The organism is Aeromonas caviae (genome assembly GCF_000819785.1).
Classification (GTDB): domain Bacteria; phylum Pseudomonadota; class Gammaproteobacteria; order Enterobacterales; family Aeromonadaceae; genus Aeromonas; species Aeromonas caviae.
The window spans coordinates 39,081-61,246 of record NZ_CDBK01000048.1; the positions used below are offsets into that span (position 1 = coordinate 39,081).

The window sequence follows — 22,166 nt, forward strand, 5'->3', positions numbered from 1 at the left end:
TTGCTGCAAAGAGGGATCAGCCCTCTGTTTTCAGGAAGTTGCGATAGAGCATGTAGAGGTGGGCCGAGCTCCAGCTGAAGTTGCTGGCCCCCTGCATGGCGCCGGTCTCCGGGTTGTAGTTTTCGCGGATGGGGCCGCTGCCCGCCAGCCCCTCGGCATTGCTAAACAGCTTGTTGACGAGCTGTTGGGCATCGCTGCGATAGCCGTAGTTCTCCAGCCCCTTCACCCCGAAGTAGAACTGATCCAGCCAGACCCGGCCGCGCCAGTAGATGTCGGGGTCGTAGGCCGGGTTGGTCAGCGCCGCCGTGCCGAGCGGCACCTTGGTGTTAAACTCCTGGGCATTGAGCATCACCTCGCGCACCCGCGCCGCCTTCTCTTTGTCTGCCACCTCGGCCCAGAGCGGGCTCCATCCTTCCGGGCCGCGGCCGCGGGCTGTCAACAGCTTGCCGACGCAGCCGTTGGCGTCGGGCAGATCCCCCTGGGCTATCTGGCGGTCGTAATAGAAGCCGGAGGCCTCATCGAACAGGCAGCTGTTGATGTAATCGGCCAGCTGGGTCGCCCCTTCGCGGTAGCGGCTCGCCTCGTCCGGCTTGCCGAGCAGCTCGGCCATGTCGGCCAGGATGCGCTTCTCCTTGGCGAGGAAGGCGTTGAGCTCCACCGACTCCTGATCGATGGAGAAGCCGATGAGGTTGCCGTCGTCCTCATGGTTTTCAAAGAAGAAGACGTTCCAGTCCTGGCGCGCCCTGGCCATGTCGCCGCCATAGGTCTTGTCGGCATAGCGCTTGAGCTGATCCGGCTCGATAAAGCCGAAGCGGGCGGCGTTGTCCATGCCGGACTCCCAGCCGGCCCCGTGCTGGGCGCCGATATCCATGTCGGCGTAGCCGCCAACGCTCAATACCTGCTGATAGAGCGCCATGCCGGCGCAGCCATACCAGCCATCTCCTTCATTGGTACAGCTCGACAGATCCAGCCCGGCCGGAGCCCCCGTCGGGTACTGCACCTTGAAGGTGATGTTGCCAAACTCGTCGTTGTGCTCGACGTGGCGGGTGGCGCCATATTCGATGATGCCGTTGCGGTTGTTGTCCCGCGCCCGATACCACCAGTCGTGATAGGCCTGGATCTTCGGGTACATCTCGGCGATGAAGGCCTTGTCCTGGGTGGCGCTGTAGATCTCCCAGATGGCCCAGGCGGAGAGGGGCGGCTTGGTGTCGCGCTCGTTCCAGTTGCCGCCGTCACCACCGCGATCGGCGAGCTTGTTGTAGAAGACGGCGTCGATCACCATGCCGGTATCCTGCGGCCGAACCGGGTCATCGGCCTGGATCTGGTAGTCATACATGGCGCGCACGTTGTTCTTGGCCACCTCGGGGTTGAAGTGGGCCATGGCGTAGGCGTGCTTCCAGCTGTCCCAGGCCCAGACCCCGTCGAACCAGCGGGCGGTGTTGGAGGGAGTGACCCCGTCGTGCAGGATGGCACCGGCCGGCGAGCGCCAGTTGCCGTTGAGGGTCTCCATCGCCTTGACCGCGATGCGCCGCTCCGATTCCGGGATCCCCTGATTGGAGAGGCCGCGCGCCAGGTAATCCTCCCAGCGGCGGATGGAGTCGTCGAAATGGCTGGCGGGGTCGGCCAGCAGCGCCTGGCGGCTCTGCTCGAAGCGACTCGCGTCAGCACTGCTGTGGACATAGCTCTGCAGGGTGTAGATATCCTGCTGGCCCTTGGCGGCCAGGGTGAGGTTGGCCTCGCTCACGTAGCCGAGCCCCTGCTCGTCGAGGGTGGTGCTACTCGGCAGGGTGCGATCGATGCGGTAGCTGGCGCTGCCGCTTTGCATGATGTTCCAGGTGCTGCGCAGTTTGCCGAACTGGAATGCCACGCCGCGCTCGGTCTGGCTGATGGTGCGGGTCCAGGCGGGGTACTGCTCGGCGACCGTCTTGTTGGCATCCCACTGGTTGAGCAGCTCCCCCTGCCAGTTGAGCTTGAGGGTGAGGGGGGCGTCAGTGTGGTTGATGAGGCGGGTGCGAACCAGCGCAGTGCGGGCATCGCCGTAGCGCAGCTCCAGCTCCAGGGTGAAGGGGTCAAATTCGAAGCGCTGCACCAGCGCCCCCGGGATGGCGTACAGCGCCTGCTTGCTGGCGCTGGTGAGCGGGAAGGCGCGGCCGCTCTCGTCGCTCAGGGTCAGCTTGTCCAATTCCCTTGCGAAGAACAGGCTGTACTCCTCGGCGATGACCATGGGACCGGTAAAGCCGCCCCATTCGCTGTCGCTGGCGGGCAGCAGGAAGCCGTGCCAGGCGCCGAGATCGAGCAGCGGGTTGTATTTGAGGTTGGCGTAGCTGTCAAAGTCACGGAACTGGAGCGGGGTGCCGCTGCGGTCGATCACGTTCTGATACTGGTTCGCCAGAGTGGCGCTGGGGGCGGCCGAGCTGCTGGAGTCATTGCCGTTGCAGGCAGTGAGGCCGAACAGGGCGACGCTCAGGGTGATGGAAAGTAAATTTTTACGAAACATCTCTCGCTCCAATGGCAGTTTTTGTAGGTTAAGGAAGGTGTTTTTTAGTGATTATTTTAGTGAAAGCGTTTGCGAGAGCCATTATAGGGCGATTATGACGGGATTATTGGCGCTGTGTCACAGTGCAGGAGGGGCGAGTGTGAGCCGGATCACCCGGTTACACGAGGTTACATAGCTTTGTGTTTTAGTAATTATTTACTTTTGTGGTGGCAGTCAGTGAGAGAGAGGAGGGGCAGGTACGCAGGTATTGGTGGGGGGTCAGGCCGAACTCCTCCTTGAAGCGCGCGGCAAAGCGGCCGGGGGAGTCGTAGCCACAGGCGAGGGCGGTCTGAAGCGGAGTGAGCCCCTGTTGCAGCAGGGTGAGGGCGTGCCCCAGGCGTACCTGGGTCAGCACCTGGCGAAAGCTGCGCCCCTCGGCGGCCAGTTTGCGGACCAGAGAGGCGCGGCTCATGGCGAAGTGGGTCGCTACCGTCTCCAGCCGGTGATCAAGACCAGGCTCCACACTGAGGTAACGGGCCAGCCGTTCCCCCAGGGTCATGGTGGTGGCAGGAAAGAGCAGGCCAAGGCCCCCCGCTTCCCTGAGCTCGCCATAAAACCCTTGCAGCAGCTGGGTCTGGGCCGTCTCGCAGAGCTGCCGCTGCGCCATGGTGGTGACGAGATCGAAGCAGAAGGCGAGGGCCGACGTCACCCTGATGGCCGGTGGCTTGAGGAGATCGAGGGGGCTCTCTGCCAGCCACTCGGCCGGTGGCGGGGCCAGCAGGGTGAGCGCCTGGGAGCGAAACGTGCCCTGCTCCGGCTGGTTGACGAAGGTGAGCCGGTGACCCGCCGGGATCAGCAGCCAGCTCTCCTTGTCAAAGGAGAGGCGCTGCTCCCGCCACCACAGCTGCTTGCGGCCCTGCTGCACCCAGATGAGGGTCGGCGCGTAGATGAGCACCCGGCGCAGGGGCTGCTGGCGGATCCCGAAGTAGTGATTCAGTTGCAGCAGGGGCGTGCTCATCGGGCGGGCTCCTAGGGGGTGGTGAAGGTGGCGGTCAGGGTGGCCTTGCCAAGGGCCAGGCTGTTGAGCATGTAGCCTACCATGGCGGGCGGGGTGTTGGCCTTCACCTCCAGCGCCTTGGGCAGGGCCCAGACGGTGAACTGGTAGCGGTGCATGCCGTGACCGGCGGGCGGGCAGGGGCCGCCATAACCCTGGGTACCGTAGTCGGTGCCAAGCTCCAGCCCCTGCTTGATCTTGCCGGAGGCATTGCTCGGCAGCTCGCTCTGGCTGGCCGGCAGGTTCACCACCAGCCAGTGCCACCAGCCGCTGCCGGTGGGGGCGTCCGGGTCATAGGTGGTGATGGCGACGCTCTGGGTGCCGGCGGGCAGGCTCTGCCAGCTCAACTGGGGGGAGCGGTTCTCGCCGCTGCAACCAAAGCCGTTGAAGCTGAAGACCTTGTCCATGGGTTCACCCTCGCGGATGTCGGTACTCTTGAGGGTCATGGCGCCGGCGGGCAGGGCCGCGAGGCAGAACAGGGGCAGCAGCGGGATAATGGGGGATCTCATGATGGGCACTCCTTTGTGTGAATATGGCATTCACTCTAAGGGGGCTGGCTCAAAACAGAGTGCCCGTATGGCTCAAATTATGCCATGGAGGTGGCTTTTGTGAGCTGTTCGGGGCTTTTGAGGGGCATAAAAAACCGGCATCCTGGGATGCCGGTTTTTGGGAGAGGCGAGGGGCCTTAGCGCAGGATCATCTCGTCACGGCCCGGGCCGACGGAGACCATGGGCACCGGCACGCCCAGCAGGGCTTCGATGCGTAGCACATAGTCCTGGGCAGCCTTGGGCAGCTCGGCGAAGGTGCGGCAGCCGCTGATGTCTTCGCTCCAGCTCTCCATCTTCTCGTAGACGGGGGTGAGGGCGGCGGTCTGCGGCCAGATCGGGTTCTCGGTGTGGGCACCTTCGTAGGCCACGCAGATCTTCAGATCCGGCAGACCGGTCAGGCAGTCCAGCTTGGTCAGGGCTACTTCGGTGGCAGCCTGCAGCTCGACGCCGTTCTTGGTGGCGACGGCATCGAAGTAACCCACGTCACGGGGACGGCCGGTGGTGGCGCCGAACTCGTTGGTGATCTTGCGGAACTCGTCCTGGTTCTCCATGGCGGTCAGCAGGGTGCCGGTACCGACGGAGGAGCTGAAGGCCTTGGCCACGGCGATGACGCGCTCCGGGCGCAGGCCCGGCAGACCGCCACCGATGCCGGCGTAGGCGCCGGAAACGTGGGAGGAGGTGACCCAGGGGTATTCGCCGTAGATGAGATCACGGCCGGCACCCAGCTGGGCTTCGAACAGCAGGGTCTTGCCTTCGGCTTGCAGTGCCTTGAGGGGCATGCTGACGTTGCAGACGGCGTCCAGCCAGGGAGCGGACACTTCCAGCAGCCAGTCGGCCATCTCCTGGGCGGTCTGGGTGAATTCGAAGTCCGGATAGAGAGCCTTCATCTGCGGCAGTTTCCAGTCCAGCATGAACTGGATGCGCTCGACCAGCACGTCCGGCTGTTTCAGCCAGCCCACCAGGATCGCCTTTTTCATGACCCGATCACCGTAAGCCGGGGCGATGCCCTGACGGGTGGAGCCGTAGGCGCCGTCACCCAGGCGTTGCTCTTCCAGGGTGTCTTCCAGCGCGTGCAGCGGCAGGCAGAGGGTGGCACGGTCAGAGATGGCGAGCTTGGGAATGACGCCGGAGGCCTTGACCTCTTCCAGCTCGACGGTGAGCTTCTCGGGGCTGATCACCATGCCGGGGCCCAGCACGACCAGGCAATCCGGGTTGAAGACGCCGCTCGGCACCTGGTGCAGCTTGAAGGTGCCCAGATCGTTGACCACGGTGTGGCCGGCGTTGTTGCCGCCCTGGAAACGAATACTGGCGCCAGCCTGGCCTGCCAGATAATCGACGATGCGGCCTTTGCCTTCATCACCCCAGTTAGCACCTACGACTACGATAGACGACATGACTCTTTCTCCTAAGACGTTAGGCGTCCATCCTAGGAGCCCCGTGAGGATTAGAAAAATTAATTATCTTTATAATTCCGATAAGGAAGCCATATAATTCCGGTGCAATTATCGACACCGCGCTCCCTTGCGTGGTGCCCGTGCCCTGGCGGCGCTGGCCCTGCCATCGACCCGGGAGAAGAGGAACCCCATGCTGGACATTCACTGGCTGCACACCTTCGTCACCCTGGCCCGGTTGCAGCACTTCGGCCAGACGGCCACCGAACTGCACATGACGCAACCCAATGTGAGCCTGCACCTCAAGAACCTGGAGCAGGCGACCCGGGTCAAGCTGGTGGAGCGCAGCCCGTTTCGCCTGACCCAGGCGGGGGAGCGGCTGCTGCAAAGCGCCGAGCGCGCCATCAACGAGTTGCAGCTCTGCCAGTCCGATCTCAATGCCCTGAGCCAGTTGAGCCAGGGGACGCTCGCCATCGCCGCCAGCGACATCATCTCGCGCCTGCTGCTCATCCAGCCGTTCCAGCGCTTCAAGCAGGCCTTCCCCGGCATCGACCTCACCCTGTTCAACACCACCTCGGATCAGGCGGCGGATCTGGTGCGGGCGGGCAAGGCGGATCTGGGCTTCGTGATGGCACAAAAGCGCAGCGAGCCGCTCTTCTACACCGAGTTGCAGCAGGTGACCTGGTGTGCCCTGGGGCACGGCCTGGCCCGCTGGCAGGCGCGGGCCAGCTCGGGGGAGAGCGATCCTCTGGACGAGCCGACCCTGATCCTGCTGGGGCACGACACCCGGACCCGGGCATTGATCGATCCCTCCCTGCCCCTGCTCGGCCTGCCGAGCTGCCGCATCATGGAGGTGGGGAGCGTGGATGCCCAGCTCGACTGGGCCGAGGCGGGCTTTGGCGTCGCCATCGTGCCGGATTTCTCCCTGCACCCCAGGCTCAAGCTGACCGCCCCGGTGACCCGGCTCACCGATTTTCCCGGTACCAGCCTGGGGTACGTGGTGCGCCAGAACCAGGTGCTGTCCCGGGCCATCAAGCAGCTGCTGCACTGGGTGGAGGAGGAGATCCAGAATCCGGCGCTGCTGCTGGCGCCGTGACAGGCCAGGCGCCCGTTCCCGATAACCAAGAGGCCACCCCTGGGGTGGCCTCTTGGTTGGTGTTCATTGCCCGGCGGGGGTTGTGGTCCCCACCGCGTGGCTGGCCGGGCTGGCCGGCATGGCCTCCGGTGATGGCGCCTCCAGCGGCGTTGCCGACGAGGCGGGCGCTTCAGGCGGGCTCAGGGGATGGCCTGGCGCCAGGGTTGCGCTGCCCGGTGTGGGCGGCTCGGTCAGGGCCGGGGCCTGGTTGGTGGAGGCCGCCCCCGAACTGGTTGAGAGGGTCGCGGCGGTCGGCTGCTCCGGCAAGGTGTCGGACCCCTCCAGTGGCGCGGTGCCTTCCTGGGGGCCTGCCCCATCGGTCGGTGTGGCCGCGCTGCTCGCCGGGGGCAAGGTTGGCAGGGCGCCCGAGGTCGCCCCGGCCCCGGATGCCGTGAGGGTGTCCGCCGGGAGGGTGGGCACGGCATCCAGCATGCCGGGATGGAGCAGGGCGATGCTGCCCGCCTGCATGCCTTCCCAGGTGAGGGTGGTCAGTGCCGGATGCAGCCGGGTGAACTGCTTGAGCCGCTCGTTCAGCACGTCCCGCAGGGTGCGCACCTCGCTCTCGGGCAGGCTGGCCAGGGCCACCAGTTCGGCGGTGACGGCGAAGGTATTGACGCCGCTTGTCTGCCCCGGATAGAGGTTGGCGCCGATGCGGCTGCGATCGTAGTAGGGGTGCTGCTTGAGCAGCTTGTCCACCTGTTCCCCCTCGATGGGAATGAGGCGGGCCTGACAGCGGCCGGTGAGATCGCCGATGGCCTGATTGGGGTGACCGGCGACCACGAAGGCGGCATCCAGGGTGCCGTCACAGAGCCCCTCCAGCCGGTTGCCCGGGGAGATCACGGGCGGGCGGCTGAAGTCGGCGATCCGCCACCCCATGGCATCGAGCAGGGCCCGGCTGGTGACCCTGTCCCCGGAGTTGGGGGCGCCGACATCGACCCGCTTGCCCTTGATGTCGGCCAGGGTGGTGATGTTGCTGGTGGCGCTGGCAATCAGGGTCAGGGACTCCTTGTGGAGCCGCAAGAGGCTGCGCAGCTGATCGCCCGGGGCCTGGCCCGCGAAGGGGCCGCTGCCGTGCACCGCATGGTAGAGCACATCCGACTGCATCAGGGCGAGCTGTACCTCTCCCTTGGCGAGCGCCGCCAGATTGGCGATGGAGCCCGAGGTACTCTGCACCGTGCAGTGCAGGCCGTGGCGGGCACTCTCCTCGTTGAGCAGGCGGCAGATGGCCCCCCCTGTGGGGTAGTAGACGCCGTTGAGGGCTCCCGTACCGATGGTGACATAGGCGGGGGAGGCGAAGAGGGAGGGCGCCAGCACGGCCGCAAGCCAGGGCAGGGCGGTACGTGGCAGACGCAACAGGGCAGAGAAGGCGAATGGGCGCATAGTGGACCGAAACCGTGGCTGAACATAAGGAGGAGGCGGGCTCATCCGGTGATGAGCCTCATCTTATCCGTATCAGACGGGAAGCTGAACGGATTTTACCGCTTTTGCGCGCACCGGGCGGCCTGGGGCCGCCGCCCGGGACGGTTCGCTAGCGGGTCTGGAGAATGGCTTTCTCCATGCGGGCCAGGGCCTCGGTGAGACGGGCCCGGGTGCAACCAAAGTTGAGCCGCACGAACTGGCCGTTGCCGAACTGGGCTCCGGGGGAGAGACCCACGCCCGCCTGTTCGAAGAAGGCGACGGGATCGTCCAGCCCCAGGGCGCTCATGTCGATCCAGGCGAGGTAGGTGGCCTGGTTGCGGGCCAGCTTGACGCCGGGCCAGCGGGCCACGGCCTGCTCGATCAGGGCCAGATTGCCGGTCAGGTAGTCGAGCTGTTCATTCAGCCACTGCTCGCCCCCCTCATAGGCCGCCTCGGCCGCCACGAACCCCAGCAGATTGACGTCGGCGCTGATGCCGCGCATCGCCTGTTGCAGCTTGAGCCGCAGGCGGGCATTGGGGATCACGGCGAAGGAGCAGCACAGGCCCGCGATGTTGAAGGTCTTGCTCGGCGCCATCATGACGGCGGAGCGCTCGGCCGCCTCCGGGCTCAGGGCACCATAGGGGATGTGGCGGGCATCTTTGTCCAGCAGCAGATCGCAGTGGATTTCGTCGGAGCAGATCACCAGGTTGTGGCGCTCGGCGATGGCGTCGATGGCCAGCAGCTCTTCCCGGGTGAAGACGGTGCCACCCGGGTTGTGGGGGTTGCACAGCAGCAGCAGATCCGCCGAGGGGGCCTGACGCTCAAGCTCTTCGAGATCCAGCACCCAGCGGCCTTCTTCCTCCACCACGGGGACGGTGAGCAGGGGGCGGTCATTGAACCCCGGCGCCTGCAGGAAGGGGTAGTAGACCGGCTTGGGGGTGATGATGCCGCGCCCGTGCTGGCTCCAGGCCTTGCAGGCGAGATTGAGGCCCGGCACCACCCCGGGCAGGAAGACGAGCCATTCGGGCTGGATGGTCCAGCCATAGCGGCTGGCCAGACGCGATACGATGAGTTCGATGAGCCGGGGAGAGGGGCGCGAATAGCCGAAGATGCCGTGGGCGACCCGTTTGGTGAGGGCCTCCAGTACGGCGGGGGGAGAGACGAAGTCGGTGTCTGCGACCCACATGGGCAGGACATCCTGGCCCTTGTATTTGTCCCATTTCAGGCTCATGGTACCGCTGCGATCTATTTCCCGGTCAAAATCAAACATGTTAAATCCTTGTACTGGCGCTGGATGGGCTTCCAATGTACGGACTTGGACGCCCCCCCGCAACCCTTGAGGTGGCTGTTGATAATGACATAAAATAGCCGCCGCCATACGCCAAGCCCGCCCGCATCTGGCTCCTTTTTTTCTTCCATATCAATGGTATCTCTATGAGTTTGCTGTCTGTTGCCCGCAAGAGGCCGGATCCCGTCTCTCTCTCGTTTCTCGCCGTGACCTTCATGACCGGGGTGGCGGTGGCGCTGCAGGTGCCGACCTTGAGCCTGTTTCTGGCCGAGGAGGTGCAGGTGCGCCCCTTCCTGGTGGGGCTCTTCTACACGGTGAACGCGGTGATCGGCATCCTCATCAGCCAGTGGCTCGGCCACCGCTCCGACAACAAGGGGGATCGCAAGCAGCTGATCCTGCGTTGCTGCTTCGCCGGCATCGTGCTCTCCCTGCTGTTTGCCTGGAACCGGCAGTACTGGTTGCTGGTGAGCCTGGGGGTGCTGCTGGCGAGCCTGACCGCCACCGCCAGCCCGCAGCTGTTCGCCCTGGCGCGGGAATACGCCGACAGCCGCAACAAACAGGCCGACATGTTCAGCTCGGTGCTGCGGGCCCAGTTCTCCCTGGCCTGGGTGATTGGGCCGCCCATCGCCTTCGCGCTCGCCATCGGTTACGGCTTTGAGGTGATGTATCTGGCCTCGGCGCTGGCCTATGTCATCTGCGCTTTCGTGGTGTGGCGCTGGCTTCCCTCCCTGCCGCTGCCGGTGATGGACAGCGAGGTGGAGCGGGTGAGCAGCTGGCGGGACCCGTCGGTGCGGGCGCTCTTCATCGCCTCCACCCTGATGTGGACCTGCAACAGCATGTACCTCATCAACATGCCCCTCTACATCACCCGCGAGCTGGGGCTGGAGGAGAAGCTGGCCGGTTTGCTGATGGGCACGGCGGCGGCCCTGGAGATCCCCTTCATGCTGCTGGCGGGCTACTACACCCGGCGCTTCGGCAAGCGGCCCATGATGCTGCTGGCGGTGCTGGCCGGGGTCGGTTTCTATGGCGGTCTTGTGACCCTGTCGAGCCAGCATGCCCTCATTGCGCTGCAACTGCTCAATGCCATCTTCATCGGCATCGTGGCCGGCATCGGCATGTCCTATTTCCAGGACTTGATGCCGGGGCGCGCCGGGGTGGCGACCACGCTCTTTTCCAACAGCATCCGCACCGGCTCCATCATGGCGGGGGCTATCGCGGGGACGGTGGCGGAGCTCTGGAGCTTCCACGGGGTCTTCATGGTGGCGGCGGCCCTGGCGCTGATGGCACTGGCCGCCTGCTGGCGGGTCCCCAACGTATAGGGGATGCAAAGGGGAGCCGATGTCCGGCTGTGCCGGCACCAGTGCCCCGGTCGTGCGGGGAAGAAGCGGCCTTACCTGGGGTTGTCTCCCTGGTATTCGATGCGCAGGCAGCGCAGCAGCAGCTCGGCCGCCGGCCCCAGCGCCTCCACCGAGGGGGTGAGCAGGTAGGTGTAGAGATAGCGCTCGTTGCCGCCGGTGAGGTCGAGCTGCACCAGCGAGCCCTCGGCGAGCTCCTCCTGCACCAGGTGGCGGGGCACCCAGGCGTAACCCATGCCAAGGCGCACCATGTTGAGCACCTCATGATAGTGGGTCGCCTTCCAGCCGGTGTCGTCCGCATCGTTCCAGTCCACCGAGCGGTGGATGGGGGGATGCAGGCTTATCTGGTTGTGGCTGGCCAGCACCTCGGCGGTGATGGGCTCTCCCTGCTCCGCAAGGGGGTGGCCCGCTGCGCACAGAGGAAGCAGACAGACTTCGTCCAGCGGCAGGCCGGTGCGATCCTGGGGCAGGTGCTCGGAGAGCATCAGATCTCCCGCCTGCAGCGCATTGAAGTGGCAGTGGATCCGCTCGTGCAGGTTGATGCGGCAACCGCGGCTGCGGGGATAGAAGTGGGCCAGCGCCCGGTAGAGGCGCTCCCGCGGCTGCACCACGGACACATAGAGGTTGATCTGCGGCTCCCACTGCCGCTCCAGGTTGTTGGCCAGGTTTTCCAGCTCTTCCACCTGCTGGCTGAGCTGGCGCGCCCGCTTGAGGAAGATCTCCCCCGCTGGCGTCAGCACCGCCTTGCGCCCCCGCACCTCCAGCAGGGCCACCCCCAGACTCTGTTGCAGCTTGGCAACCGCATGATTGAGGGAGGATTGGCTCTTGTTCAGCGCCTCGGCAGCCTGGGCATAACCGCCGCAGTCCACCACCGCCTGAAAGATCCGCCATTGCTCAAACGTGCTCTTGGGACGAAACATAGTGCAACCTGTCTGGGGCCGATGGGATTCAACAGGGCGCGCCTTGGCACCCCCTCTTCACTGTAATCCCATCCGGTTGATTTGTTGATTTATTTGGGCTGGGCCACGAAGGTCTTGCCGCTCTGGCCCTGACTGTCACGCCCCATCAGGTAGAGATAGAGGGGCATCAGATCGGCCGGGGTCTTGAGGGTTTGCGGATCTTCCGCCGGGAAGGCGCTGGCCCGCATCCTGGTGCGGGTGCCGCCCGGGTTCAGGGTGTTGACCCGCACAGTGGTGTTCTCCAGCTCGTCCGCCAGCACCTCCATCATGCCTTCGACGGCGAACTTGGAAATGGCATAGGTGCCCCAGTAGGCGCGCCCCTTGCGGCCCACGCTGGAGGAGGTGTAGACGATGGACGCCTCGCCGTGCTCCTTGGCGGTCTGGCGAAGGAGGGGCAGCAGCGCCTGGGTCAGCAGGAATTCGGATTTGACGTTGACCTGCATCACCTCGTCCCACTCCTGCTCCTGAATGTGTTCGAACGGCGACAGGGTGCCGAGCAGCCCGGCGTTGAACAGCACGCCGTCGAGGCGGCCGAACTGCTGAGCGAAGGTCTCCGCCATGCCGCGGTAGTGGGCGGCAGTAGCCCCTTTCAAGTCCACCGGCACGATGGCGGGCAGGGGGTGACCGGCCGCTTCAATCTGGTCGTAGACCGCCTCCAGCTTGGCACTGGTACGCCCGAGCAGGATCACGGTGGCGCCGTGGGCCGCATAGGTGAGGGCCGCTTCGCGGCCGATGCCGTCACCGGCACCCGTCACCAGAATGACCTTGTCCTTGAGCAGATCACGGGGGGCCTGATAGTCGAGCATGTGGACTCCTGTTAACAATGCCTGGCGGCTTGGCGCAACGAATCGAGTGGGCAAGTGTACTGACCCGGCCCGGCAGTTGACCAGTATGAGACGGCAAAAATGTGAATAAAACAGGGCGATAGCGTCGATCCCTCCGTCCTTGGCACGGGAGATGGCAGAGTTTTTGCGCGAGGGGGGCAAACTCCTTACTATGTGAAAAAACCGAACATAGCGCGGAGCATCAAGTGGCATTTTTGACCGAGTACGGCCTGTTTCTGGCCAAGACCCTCACCTTCCTGCTGGCCATCGGCGCCGTCATCCTGATGGTGGCGAGCAGCCGCCAGCCCAAATCCCGCAAGGGGGAGCTGGTGGTGACCGATCTCTCCGGCGAGCTGGAGCAGGGGCGCCATCAACTGCAGGCAGCCCTGGCGGGCAAGGCCGAGCGCAAGCAGATGGAGAAGACCCGCAAGGCCGAGCACAAGGCCAAAGCCAAGGGGGAGGATGAGCGCAGCCGGCTGTTCGTCATCGACTTCAACGGCAGCATGGATGCCAAGGAAGTGGCCTCCCTGCGGGAAGAGGTGAGTGCCGTGATAGGCGTGGCCCGGCCCGGGGACGAGGTGCTGCTGCGCCTCGAATCCGGCGGCGGTGTGGTGCATGGCTACGGCCTGGCCGCCTCCCAGTTGCAGCGGCTGCGGGACAAGGACATCACGCTGACCGTGGCCATCGACAAGGTGGCGGCGAGCGGTGGCTACATGATGGCCTGCGTCGCGGACAAGATCCTGGCGGCGCCGTTCGCCATCGTCGGATCCATTGGTGTCATTGCCCAGATGCCGAACTTCAACAAGCTGCTCAAGAAGCACGACATCGAATTCGAGATGCACACCGCAGGCCAGTACAAGCGCACCATCACCATGTTCGGCGAGAACGACGATCTGGGGCGGGAGAAGTTTCGCGAGGAGCTGGGGGCCATCCACGAACAGTTCAAGGCCTTTGTGGCCGAGCACAGACCCGGTCTCGACATCGACAAGGTGACCACCGGCGAGCATTGGCTGGCGAGCCAGGCCAAGCAGCTCGGACTGGTGGATGCGCTTTGCACCAGCGATGACTACCTGCTGGCCCAGGCCAGCCATCACAAGGTGGTCGGCATCCGCTACAGCAAACCCAGGAGCCTGACCCAGAAGCTTGGCAAGCAGGCGGCACTGGGGCTGGAGGCCGGCCTTGGTCGGCTGTGGCAACAAAGCCCCTGGCGCTGAGGCGTCTTGTTGAATGAAAAAAGAGAGCCGGGCATTGCCCGGCTTTTTGATGGCTTTGTTGCGGCTTGGCACCTGTCTACGAGCTGTCGCGAGAAGCCGTCAGCAAGGGAAAGAGCAGTGCAGGAGTCTTGAACGCGACCTGGCAGTCAGATCGTGACAGATCCTCAGCGCTGGAAGGGGTAGACGGAGCCGAGTTTCAGGATCTGGGTCAGCTCGTCCAGGGCGGTGCGGGTCTCCAGCACCAGGGAGGGGTCCCGCAGATCGTCCAGCGCCAGGCTGTCGCGATAGTGCTTCTCGACCCACTGATCCAGGCGGGCAAACTGGCTGTCGGTGATGAGGCAGGCCGGGTTGACCGCGGCGAGCTCGGTGTCGTTCATGGCGACCCGCAGGCGCAGACAGGCGGGGCCGCCGCCGTTTCTCATGCTCTGCTTCACGTCCATGTAGTGGACGTCCTTGATGGGGGTGCCCAGGGTCACCAGCCTGGCCAGATAGGCGGACACCGCCGGGTTGTCGCGGCATTCGGTGGGGGCGATGATCGCCATCTCGCCGGATGGCAGGGTGAGGATCTGGGTGTTGAACAGGTAGGATTTCACCGCATCCTGCACCGACACTTCGCTGGTCGGCACTTCGATGAAGTGCAGTTCCCCGTCGCCGAATTTGGTACGCACCTCGGCCAGCGCCGCCTCGGTATGGAGGAACGCCTGCTGGTGGAAGAAGAGCACGTTCTGGTTGCCCACCGCGATGACGTCGTTGTGGAACACCCCCTGATCGATCACGTCCGGGTTCTGCTGAATGAAGACCGCGCTCTCATCCCCCAGGCCATGCAGGCGGGCGATGGCCTGGCTCGCCTCCAGGGTCTGGCGGGCCGGATAGCGTTTGGGGGCGGGCTGGGAGACGTCGAAGGCGCTGCGGCCATAGACGAACAGCTCGACCCCCGCTTCGCCATAGGCGCGGCACAGCCGGGTGTGGTTGGCGGCGCCTTCGTCACCGAAGTGGTCGTTCTCCGGCAGATGTTGGTGGTGATAGAAGTGGCGATCGTTGTTGAACACGGCCCGCAGGATGCGCCCGGTGACCTCGGGCTCCAGGGAGCGGTGGAACTTGTTGGTCAGGTTGGCGGGGGTGAAGTGAATGCGGCCATCCTGGGTGTCGGCGCTCGGGGAGACGGTGGCGGCGTTGGCAGTCCACATGCTGGAGGCGGAGTAGCAGGCGGCCAGCACGGCGGGGGCCTGTCTGGCAGCCTGGGCCAGGACGCTGGCGTCGTTGCCGGTGAAGCCCAGGCGGCGCAGGGTCGCGAGATCCGGTCTCTCCTGTGGCGCCAGCACGCCCTGCACCATGCCGAGGTCGGTCAGCGCCTTCATCTTGCGCAGCCCCTGCTTGGCCGCTTCCTTGGGGTTGGAGGCCTCTTTGGCGTTGCTCTGGGAGGCGACGTTGCCATAGGAGAGGCCGGCATAGTTGTGGGTGGGGCCGACCAGGCCGTCGAAGTTGACCTCGAAGTGCTTCATGATCACATCCTTTCGATTTTTATATGGGGAGCGGTTCCTTCCGCGCACAAAGCTGCGGTGTGCGGCCATTATAAAGAGATTTCATCCTTTGTAACAAGCTGATAACCAGAATGGGTTTTTATGTCACAAGGGTGGCTGGATATGTCATTTCCAATCTAAAAAAGGGGGGGATATAGCATAAAAACAAAAAAGCGGTTGCTTCCCGCGCCCCGGCTTCGCATTAATAAATAAAGAAGCAGGGCGGTTCGGGCTGTCGGGCAAATTGACCCGCAAGATTGCTTTTTCCCGTCAAATCTCTTATACAGCCCCACAAAACCGCACGCCAACCCCGTCGGGTGCAATGAGGATAATAGTTACAGCATGGGCAAATCACTGGTCATCGTGGAGTCTCCGGCCAAGGCCAAGACCATCAACAAATATTTGGGCAAGGACTACGTGGTGAAATCCAGCGTAGGCCACGTGCGCGATCTGCCGACCAGCGGCAGCGCCAGCACCGAGCCCAAAAAACCTGTCATTCGCGGCATCAAGCTCAGCGAATCCGAGAAGGCGGCCAAGGATCGCAACGCCCTGTTCTCAAGGATGGGCATCAACCCGACCGCAGGCTGGCAGGCCAACTACCAGATTTTGCCCGGCAAGGAAAAAGTGGTCAGCGAGTTGCAAAGTCTGGCCGCCAAGGCCGACACCATCTATCTCGCAACCGACTTGGATAGAGAGGGGGAAGCGATCGCCTGGCACCTGCGCGAGATCATCGGTGGCGACGACAGCCGCTACAAGCGCGTGGTGTTCAACGAGATCACCAAGAGCGCCATCCAGGAGGCGTTCGCCCAGCCGTCCGAGCTGAACATTCATCGCGTCAACGCCCAGCAGGCCCGTCGTTTCCTCGACCGGGTGGTGGGCTACATGGTCTCCCCGCTCTTGTGGAAAAAGCTGGCCCGCGGCCTCTCCGCCGGTCGGGTGCAATCGGTCGCGGTGCGCCTCATCGTCGACAAGGAGCGCGAGATCAAGGCGTTCGTGCCGGTGGAGTTCTGGGATCTCAACGTCGACCTGCTCACCGCCGAGAAGAGTGAGCTGCGCATGGAGGTGGTCAGCCGCAATGGTGCCGACTTCAAGCCGGTGACCCAGGCCGAGACCTTCGCCGCCGTGGCGGCCCTGGAAGGGGTCGACTACAAGGTGGTCAACCGTGAAGACAAGCCGACCGGCTCCAAGCCGTCCGCTCCCTTCATCACCTCTACCCTGCAGCAGGCCGCTTCTACTCGTCTGAGCTTCGGGGTCAAGAAGACCATGATGATGGCCCAGCGTCTCTATGAAGCGGGTTACATCACCTATATGCGTACCGACTCCACCAACCTCAGCAAAGAGGCGGTGGACGCGGTGCGGGAATACATCGGCGAGCAGTATGGCGCCGCCTACCTGCCGAGCGATCCGAACCTCTACGGCGCCAAGGCCAATGCCCAGGAGGCCCACGAGGCGATCCGCCCCTCCAGCGTCCAGGTGACTGCCGAGATGCTGGAAGGGATGGAGCCCGATGCCATGCGGCTCTATGACCTCATCTGGCGCCAGTTTGTCGCCTGCCAGATGACCCCGGCCCAGTACGACTCCTCCACCCTGACCGTCAAGGCAGGGGAGTTCGAGCTCAAGGCGCGCGGTCGCACCCTGCGCTTCGCCGGCTGGACCAAGGCCCTGCCGCCCATGGGCCGCAAGGGTGAAGACAGCCAGCTGCCGGCGGTGACCGTCGGCGAGGTGCTGAAACTGGTCAAGCTGGATCCGCGCCAGCACTTCACCAAGCCGCCCGCCCGCTTCACCGAAGCGGCCCTGGTACGCGAGCTGGAAAAGCGCGGCATCGGCCGTCCGTCCACTTACGCCTCCATCATCTCCACCATCGTCGACCGTGGGTATGTGCGGGTCGAGAGCCGCCGCTTCTTCGCCGAGAAGATGGGGGAGATCGTCACCGACCGCCTGGTGGAGAACTTCGTCGAGCTGATGAACTACGAGTTCACCGCCAAGATGGAAGACAAGCTCGACGGCATCGCAGAGGGGAGCCTGGAGTGGAAGAAGGTGCTCGACGCCTTCTACGCCGAGTTCACCCAGGAGCTGGAGCAGGCCGACAAGCCCCATGAAGAGGGGGGCATGCGTGCCAACCAGATGGTGCTGACCGACATCGACTGCCCGGATTGTGGCCGCAAGATGGGTATCCGTACCGCCACCACCGGCGTCTTCCTCGGCTGCTCCGGCTATGCCCTGCCGCCCAAGGAGCGCTGCAAGAAGACCATCAACCTGGTCAGTGCGGACGAGTTCGTCTCCGCCACCGACGGGGACGAGGCGGAAACCGATGCCCTGCGTGCCAAGCATCGTTGCGGGATCTGCGGCACCGCCATGGACGCCTACATCATCGACGACAGCCGCAAGCTGCACGTCTGCGGTCGCAACCCGGATTGCGATGGCTACGAGGTGGAGCAGGGGCAGTTCAAGCTCAAGGGCTACGAAGGGCCGAGCATCGAGTGCGATCGCTGCGGCTCCGAGATGCAGCTCAAGAACGGCCGCTTCGGCAAATACATGGGTTGCACCAACGAGAGCTGCAAGAACACCCGCAAGATCCTGAAAAATGGCGACATTGCACCGCCGAAAGAGGATCCGGTACCCCTGCCCGAGCTGAAATGCACCCAGTCCGACGCCCACTTCGTGCTGCGGGACGGCGCTGCCGGTCTCTTCCTGGCCGCCAGCAACTTCCCCAAATCCCGCGAGACCCGTGCGCCCCTGGTGGAGGAGCTCAAGCGCTTCCGTGATCGCCTCTCCCCCAAGCACCAGTACCTGGCGGATGCCCCGGCGTCAGATCCTGACGGAAACGCCTCCGTGGTGCGCTTCAGCCGCAAGACCAAGGAGCAGTACGTGATGACCGAGGTCAACGGCAAGGCGACCGGCTGGACAGCCCATTACGACAACGGAAAATGGCAGGAGAGCCTGCCCAAGGCGAAGAAAGCCTGATGGCGACGCCGCTCACAGCATGATGAAAGAGGCCCCTTGCGAGGGGCTTCTTTGTTGGTGGATGGCGATATACTGGAATGGCTGCATGGATGGCAGCGCAAGACAGGGAGTTGTCATGGAGATACATGAAATACGGCCGGGCATGACCTGCCTGACCCGTGAAGGAACCGCCTATGTGCTGGAGGTGGACAGACAGAGTCTGCTGGTGCTCTTGCAACGGGAGGATGAGACCATCCCGGTACAGGTGCGCAGCGATGACATTCTGGGGCCCATTGCCGGCGACTAGGGAAGAGAACGTGACGGAGGGCGACCACAGAGGTCCTCCCTTTGTTGCAAGAGCCTCCATCCCTTCGGGACGTGCCAGCCTCGTCAGAAGGGAACCAGAAAGAGCAGCTCGGCCAGCTCGGGCTGCCACTGCCACTCCCGCATCCTGACCCGCCCGCCAATCACGGGCACCCCCTCCTCCTGCAGCAGCCCCGCTTGCTTGTCAAAGCCTGCGGATCCTTTTGGCAGCGAAATGGTGCCTGCCGCCCCCAGCACCCGGTGCCAGGGCAGCACCTTGTCGGTCTCCCGCAAGACTTTTCCCACCAGTCTTGCCCGTCCGGGCAGGCCCGCGAGATCCGCCACCTGGCCGTAGCTCACCACGCGGCCGGGGGGGATCAGGGCGAGGATCGCCTCGATGCGGGCCGTCTTGTCCAGGGGGGGCGCGTTCGTTCTCATGATGATGGCTCGTCAAAAACAGCAGAAGCGCCATTGTGGCGCTTCTGTCATGGGGCTTGCAATCTGTCAGCCGAAGGTCTGGCTCAGTCCCCTGAGCTCGCGGGCCCGCCTGAGCAGCTCCTGGCTGGAGTCGTCCACCGCCTGGATCTTCTGGCTGTTGGCGCGGGAGTATTCGGAGATCTGGTGGATGTTGCGGCTGATCTCCTCCACCACCACCTGCTGCTGCTCCGCGGCGGCGGCGATCTGGGTGGAGAATTCGGTCACCTGATCGATTTCCCCCAGCACCAGGTGCAGGTTGCCTGATCCCTGGCGGGTCATCTCGACGCATTCCCGGGTCTGGGCCAGGTTGTCCTGCATCATGCCCTGCCAGCGCTCCAGGGTGTGCTGGATCTGGCTGATGCTGCCCTGGATCTGCTCGGTCGCCTTGTGGGTACGGGTCGACAGGGTGCGCACCTCGTCCGCCACCACCGCAAAGCCGCGCCCCTGCTCGCCGGCACGGGCGGCCTCGATGGCGGCGTTAAGGGCCAGCAGGTTGGTCTGCTCGGCGATGCCCTGGATTTCACCCATCACGCTGCCAATGCGCTCCGACTCGCTGGCGAGCTCCACCGCGGAGTGGAAGGCCTGCTCCGCCTGGCTGGCCAGCCTGGTCATCTGCTGCTGGGTCTGGTCCAGCTGTTCCACCGTGCTCTGGCAACTGCTGCGTGCCTCGGTCACCTGGCCGTTGGTGTCCTGGATGTTGCGGGCGATTTCGTGGGCGGTGCTGGCCATCTGGGTCATGGCGGCCGCCATCTGCTGGGTCTGGGCATCCTGCTCGTTGATGTCGAGGAAGGCGCGGTGTGAGGAGTCTTGCAGATCGGTTGCCAGGGCCTGAAGCGGATGGGTGGCATCGTCGACCCGCCCCAGCACGGTGCGGATCCGGGCCTGCAGCATCTTCAGGTGAAAATCGGCGATGGCCCCCGGGGCATCCCCCGAATAGACCAGCCGGGTCAGGCTGTCATATTGCTGACCGAGCTGCCTGAGATAGCGGGGCAAGGCGATGAGCTCGCGCCAGTAGGCGCCCGCAATGGCGAGGGGGGGAAGCAGCATCAGCAGCGCGGTGAGGGGGCCCTGGGTGAGGGCGGCCCAGACCAGCAGCGCCAGCAGCGGCAGGCCGAGCATCAGCGGCCTGAAACGGCGCAGCGAGGGGCGGGCCGGGGTGCCCCGTTGCTCGGCCGAAAGCAGGGCCCGATAGGCCTGGGCGGCAGCCTGCTTGAGCTGGGGGTCGGGCTTGCAGCGCACCGACTGGTAGCCGCTTATCTTGCCGTGCTCGTAGATGGGGGTGACGTAGGCGTCGACCCAGTAATAGCGGCCATCCTTGCAGCGGTTTTTCACCACTCCTCGCCAGGGGTTGCCCTCCTTGAGGCGATCCCAGAGGTCGGCGAAGGCGGCCTTGGGCATGTCGGGGTGGCGAACCAGGTTGTGGTTGTGGCCGACCAGTTCATCGACCTGGTAACCGGCGATGCGGCAGAAGGCGGGGTTGGCGTAGGTAATGACGCCGCGCAGATCCGTGGTGGAGACGAGTTGCACGTCGGCGGGAAATTCCACTTCACTGTCCACGACCTGGGCGTGTTTGCGGGCCATAAGGGTAAGCTCCGATCTGTTTGCTGATTGTTATTGTGGCGGAACCGCAGGGAGGTGCATCCCCTGTCTGGTTTCATCGGGGGCCTTATTTTGCCAACAAAGGCAGATGAAAAGTAGGGGCTAGGTTGGGTTTTTGTTGTTGATGGGTAAAAAAACGGCGACCAAAAGGTCGCCGAAAAGAAAAAGATAACACTACCTCTGTGGCACCCGGTAACGCACTTGCAACTGGTCGAGGATGTGCAGCTGGCCGGGCAGACGGGCGACGAAGTGCTCCCACACCTTGCGGGCGGGAGTGCTCCAGGCCACCTCTGCCGTGGCCAGCATGCGCGGGAACAACATGTAGTCGAGACGATCGCGAGAGGTGATCAGTTCCGACCACAAGGGGCTCAGCACCCCCAGGATGTTATCGTTGGCATGGAAATCGGCCGGGGCAGGATCGCATGCATGCACCTGCGCCAGGTTGAGGGTACCCGCCCAGTAGAGTCCCGGCTCGTGGATGTCCTGACTCCAGGCGAGATCCAGATAGAGGTGCTGGGCAGGCGCCATCACCACGGGGTAACCGGATGCGGCGGCATCCAGGCCGGCCTGGAAGCTGGTCCAGGCGAAGACGGTGGCCTCCCGGCTCACCTTGTCACCGTGCAGTATCTCTTCCCACCCCAGCATCTGCTTGCCCTTGCGGGCCAGGTACTGCTGGCAGTGGCGCAGCAGGTGCCCCTGCAGCTCGCGGCAATCCTGATACCCCTGCTCGGCCATCAGCTGCTGGCAGGCGGGACTGTCGGTCCAGACGCCGGTGGGCACTTCGTCCCCCCCCATGTGAACCTGACTCCCGGGGAAGAGATCGCACACCTCGTCCATCACGGCGTCCAGGAACCGGTAGGTGCCGGGCAGGGCCGGGTTGAGCACGTTGTCGTCGAAATATTGCACCGAGAGGTAGCGGGAGCGGTCTGCCTCTTCCACCAGCAGCTCGGGCAGCGCCTTGATGGCGGCGTGACAGTGCCCCGGGATGTCTATTTCCGGAATGATGGTGATGCCAAGCCCGGCGGCGTAGGCGACCAGCTCGCGCACCTCGCTCTGGGTGTAGTAACCGCCATAAGGGTCGGGGCCGCCGCTCAGCTGGGGCCCCACCGCCAGGCCATGGCCGCGCCAGGCACCCACGGCGGTCAGCTGGGGGAAGGCCTTGATCTCAAGGCGCCACCCCTCGTCATCGGTCAGGTGCCAGTGGAAGCGGTTGAACTTGTAGAGGCTCATCTGCTTGAGCAGGCGCTTGAGGGTGGCGATGGAGTGGAAGTGGCGGGCACAGTCGAGGAAGATGCCGCGAAAACCGAAGCGCGGTGCATCCCGCACCGTCAGGCAGGGCAGGCTCTCTCCGTGTTGCAGCGCCCACTGGGCCAGGCTCACCAGCCCGTGGCGCCAGCCCGCCTCGCCGGCGGCCCGGATGACGATCTCCTCAGGGGTGATGGTGAGCTCATACCCCTCGGGGGGAAGTGTCGCCTCGACGAGGTGGATCTCCGCATCGTGATCCTGGGTCAGGGCCAGGCCTGTCAGCTCGTTGAAATGGGCTAGCAGGGAGGCGAGGGGAACGGGGCCATCGACGTGGGCCCGCTCGGCCAGCCGGAAGTTGCCTTCTGTATAAATCAGGTGGGCGGGCTGGGGCACGAGGCCGTTGACGGCCTCCACCGGTGGCAGGTCGGGGCCCGGGG

At 64.4% G+C, this 22,166-nt stretch carries 17 protein-coding genes; 5 read left to right on the forward strand and 12 right to left on the reverse strand.

Annotation, left to right across the window (positions count from 1 at the left end; all coding sequences use genetic code 11):
• Window positions 1-16 precede the first annotated feature (16 nt).
• From ygjK to BN1120_RS08450, 4 genes are all read right to left on the reverse strand, one after another.
• A complete protein-coding gene (gene ygjK, locus BN1120_RS08435) occupies window positions 17-2,497 on the reverse strand; it encodes an alpha-glucosidase (protein ID WP_042015601.1) in 2,481 nt (826 codons plus the stop codon).
• A 184-nt stretch (window positions 2,498-2,681) separates the two neighbouring features.
• A complete protein-coding gene (locus BN1120_RS08440; RefSeq protein WP_042015603.1) occupies window positions 2,682-3,494 on the reverse strand; it encodes a helix-turn-helix transcriptional regulator in 813 nt (270 codons plus the stop codon).
• A gap of 11 nt (window positions 3,495-3,505) precedes the next feature.
• The gene (locus BN1120_RS08445) at window positions 3,506-4,039 is read right to left on the reverse strand and encodes a YbhB/YbcL family Raf kinase inhibitor-like protein (protein WP_042015604.1); all 534 of its coding nucleotides are present in this window, start codon (window positions 4,037-4,039) and stop codon (window positions 3,506-3,508) included.
• 176 nt (window positions 4,040-4,215) lie between these two features.
• Window positions 4,216-5,472, reverse strand: a complete 1,257-nt coding sequence (locus tag BN1120_RS08450) for an adenylosuccinate synthetase (RefSeq protein WP_010673886.1) — start codon at window positions 5,470-5,472, stop codon at window positions 4,216-4,218.
• Window positions 5,473-5,662: 190 nt separating this feature from the next.
• Here BN1120_RS08450 and BN1120_RS08455 point away from each other — a divergent pair, with 190 nt between their 5' ends.
• On the forward strand, window positions 5,663-6,565 hold the full coding sequence (locus BN1120_RS08455; RefSeq protein WP_041212603.1) for a LysR family transcriptional regulator: 903 nt from the start codon (window positions 5,663-5,665) through the stop codon (window positions 6,563-6,565).
• A gap of 63 nt (window positions 6,566-6,628) precedes the next feature.
• Here the strand turns inward: BN1120_RS08455 and BN1120_RS08460 are convergent, their stop codons facing one another.
• Together BN1120_RS08460 and BN1120_RS08465 are read right to left on the reverse strand one after the other, a co-directional pair.
• On the reverse strand, window positions 6,629-7,984 hold the full coding sequence (locus BN1120_RS08460; RefSeq protein WP_042015607.1) for a TAXI family TRAP transporter solute-binding subunit: 1,356 nt from the start codon (window positions 7,982-7,984) through the stop codon (window positions 6,629-6,631).
• A gap of 148 nt (window positions 7,985-8,132) precedes the next feature.
• Window positions 8,133-9,272, reverse strand: coding sequence for a MalY/PatB family protein (locus tag BN1120_RS08465; protein ID WP_041212604.1), 1,140 nt, complete (start codon window positions 9,270-9,272; stop codon window positions 8,133-8,135).
• A 164-nt stretch (window positions 9,273-9,436) separates the two neighbouring features.
• On the opposite strand from BN1120_RS08465, the gene BN1120_RS08470 reads away from it, so the two are divergent.
• The gene (locus BN1120_RS08470; protein WP_039040518.1) at window positions 9,437-10,609 is read left to right on the forward strand and encodes an MFS transporter; all 1,173 of its coding nucleotides are present in this window, start codon (window positions 9,437-9,439) and stop codon (window positions 10,607-10,609) included.
• A 71-nt stretch (window positions 10,610-10,680) separates the two neighbouring features.
• Here the strand turns inward: BN1120_RS08470 and BN1120_RS08475 are convergent, their stop codons facing one another.
• Both BN1120_RS08475 and BN1120_RS08480 read right to left on the reverse strand, forming a co-directional pair.
• The gene (locus BN1120_RS08475) at window positions 10,681-11,565 is read right to left on the reverse strand and encodes a LysR family transcriptional regulator (protein ID WP_042015608.1); all 885 of its coding nucleotides are present in this window, start codon (window positions 11,563-11,565) and stop codon (window positions 10,681-10,683) included.
• A gap of 89 nt (window positions 11,566-11,654) precedes the next feature.
• Complete coding sequence (locus tag BN1120_RS08480; RefSeq protein ID WP_042015611.1) at window positions 11,655-12,410, reverse strand: YciK family oxidoreductase; 756 nt, start codon at window positions 12,408-12,410, stop codon at window positions 11,655-11,657.
• A 224-nt stretch (window positions 12,411-12,634) separates the two neighbouring features.
• On the opposite strand from BN1120_RS08480, the gene sohB reads away from it, so the two are divergent.
• Window positions 12,635-13,642 carry a protease SohB gene (gene sohB / locus BN1120_RS08485; protein ID WP_039040521.1) on the forward strand — a complete coding sequence of 336 codons (1,008 nt, stop codon included), beginning with the start codon at window positions 12,635-12,637 and terminating at the stop codon, window positions 13,640-13,642.
• Window positions 13,643-13,806: 164 nt separating this feature from the next.
• Here sohB and astB read toward each other — a convergent pair whose 3' ends face one another.
• Entirely contained in the window at window positions 13,807-15,144 is a 1,338-nt protein-coding gene (gene astB / locus BN1120_RS08490) for an N-succinylarginine dihydrolase (RefSeq protein ID WP_039040522.1), read from the reverse strand.
• A 360-nt stretch (window positions 15,145-15,504) separates the two neighbouring features.
• On the opposite strand from astB, the gene topA reads away from it, so the two are divergent.
• Both topA and BN1120_RS21555 read left to right on the forward strand, forming a co-directional pair.
• Window positions 15,505-18,126 (forward strand): type I DNA topoisomerase, encoded by a 2,622-nt coding sequence (gene topA / locus BN1120_RS08495; protein ID WP_042015614.1) that lies wholly within the window; start codon window positions 15,505-15,507, stop codon window positions 18,124-18,126.
• A gap of 115 nt (window positions 18,127-18,241) precedes the next feature.
• Complete coding sequence (locus BN1120_RS21555) at window positions 18,242-18,412, forward strand: hypothetical protein (protein WP_164882955.1); 171 nt, start codon at window positions 18,242-18,244, stop codon at window positions 18,410-18,412.
• A gap of 83 nt (window positions 18,413-18,495) precedes the next feature.
• Here BN1120_RS21555 and BN1120_RS08500 read toward each other — a convergent pair whose 3' ends face one another.
• From BN1120_RS08500 to BN1120_RS08510, 3 genes are all read right to left on the reverse strand, one after another.
• Complete coding sequence (locus BN1120_RS08500) at window positions 18,496-18,846, reverse strand: MGMT family protein (RefSeq protein ID WP_042015615.1); 351 nt, start codon at window positions 18,844-18,846, stop codon at window positions 18,496-18,498.
• A gap of 66 nt (window positions 18,847-18,912) precedes the next feature.
• The gene (locus tag BN1120_RS08505; RefSeq protein ID WP_041212609.1) at window positions 18,913-20,466 is read right to left on the reverse strand and encodes a methyl-accepting chemotaxis protein; all 1,554 of its coding nucleotides are present in this window, start codon (window positions 20,464-20,466) and stop codon (window positions 18,913-18,915) included.
• A 192-nt stretch (window positions 20,467-20,658) separates the two neighbouring features.
• A partial coding sequence (locus BN1120_RS08510) for a beta-N-acetylhexosaminidase (protein WP_042015619.1) occupies window positions 20,659-22,166 on the reverse strand: 1,508 nt, incomplete at its 5' end.

Coding starts and splice junctions, on each gene's coding strand:
- ygjK (WP_042015601.1), bottom strand. CDS start 2,497: ATGTTTCGTAAAAATTTACTTTCCATCACCCTGAGCGTCGCCCTGTTC.
- BN1120_RS08440 (WP_042015603.1), bottom strand. CDS start 3,494: ATGAGCACGCCCCTGCTGCAACTGAATCACTACTTCGGGATCCGCCAG.
- BN1120_RS08445 (WP_042015604.1), bottom strand. CDS start 4,039: ATGAGATCCCCCATTATCCCGCTGCTGCCCCTGTTCTGCCTCGCGGCC.
- BN1120_RS08450 (WP_010673886.1), bottom strand. CDS start 5,472: ATGTCGTCTATCGTAGTCGTAGGTGCTAACTGGGGTGATGAAGGCAAA.
- BN1120_RS08455 (WP_041212603.1), top strand. CDS start 5,663: ATGCTGGACATTCACTGGCTGCACACCTTCGTCACCCTGGCCCGGTTG.
- BN1120_RS08460 (WP_042015607.1), bottom strand. CDS start 7,984: ATGCGCCCATTCGCCTTCTCTGCCCTGTTGCGTCTGCCACGTACCGCC.
- BN1120_RS08465 (WP_041212604.1), bottom strand. CDS start 9,272: ATGTTTGATTTTGACCGGGAAATAGATCGCAGCGGTACCATGAGCCTG.
- BN1120_RS08470 (WP_039040518.1), top strand. CDS start 9,437: ATGAGTTTGCTGTCTGTTGCCCGCAAGAGGCCGGATCCCGTCTCTCTC.
- BN1120_RS08475 (WP_042015608.1), bottom strand. CDS start 11,565: ATGTTTCGTCCCAAGAGCACGTTTGAGCAATGGCGGATCTTTCAGGCG.
- BN1120_RS08480 (WP_042015611.1), bottom strand. CDS start 12,410: ATGCTCGACTATCAGGCCCCCCGTGATCTGCTCAAGGACAAGGTCATT.
- astB (WP_039040522.1), bottom strand. CDS start 15,144: ATGAAGCACTTCGAGGTCAACTTCGACGGCCTGGTCGGCCCCACCCAC.
- topA (WP_042015614.1), top strand. CDS start 15,505: ATGGGCAAATCACTGGTCATCGTGGAGTCTCCGGCCAAGGCCAAGACC.
- BN1120_RS21555 (WP_164882955.1), top strand. CDS start 18,242: ATGGAGATACATGAAATACGGCCGGGCATGACCTGCCTGACCCGTGAA.
- BN1120_RS08500 (WP_042015615.1), bottom strand. CDS start 18,846: ATGAGAACGAACGCGCCCCCCCTGGACAAGACGGCCCGCATCGAGGCG.
- BN1120_RS08505 (WP_041212609.1), bottom strand. CDS start 20,466: ATGGCCCGCAAACACGCCCAGGTCGTGGACAGTGAAGTGGAATTTCCC.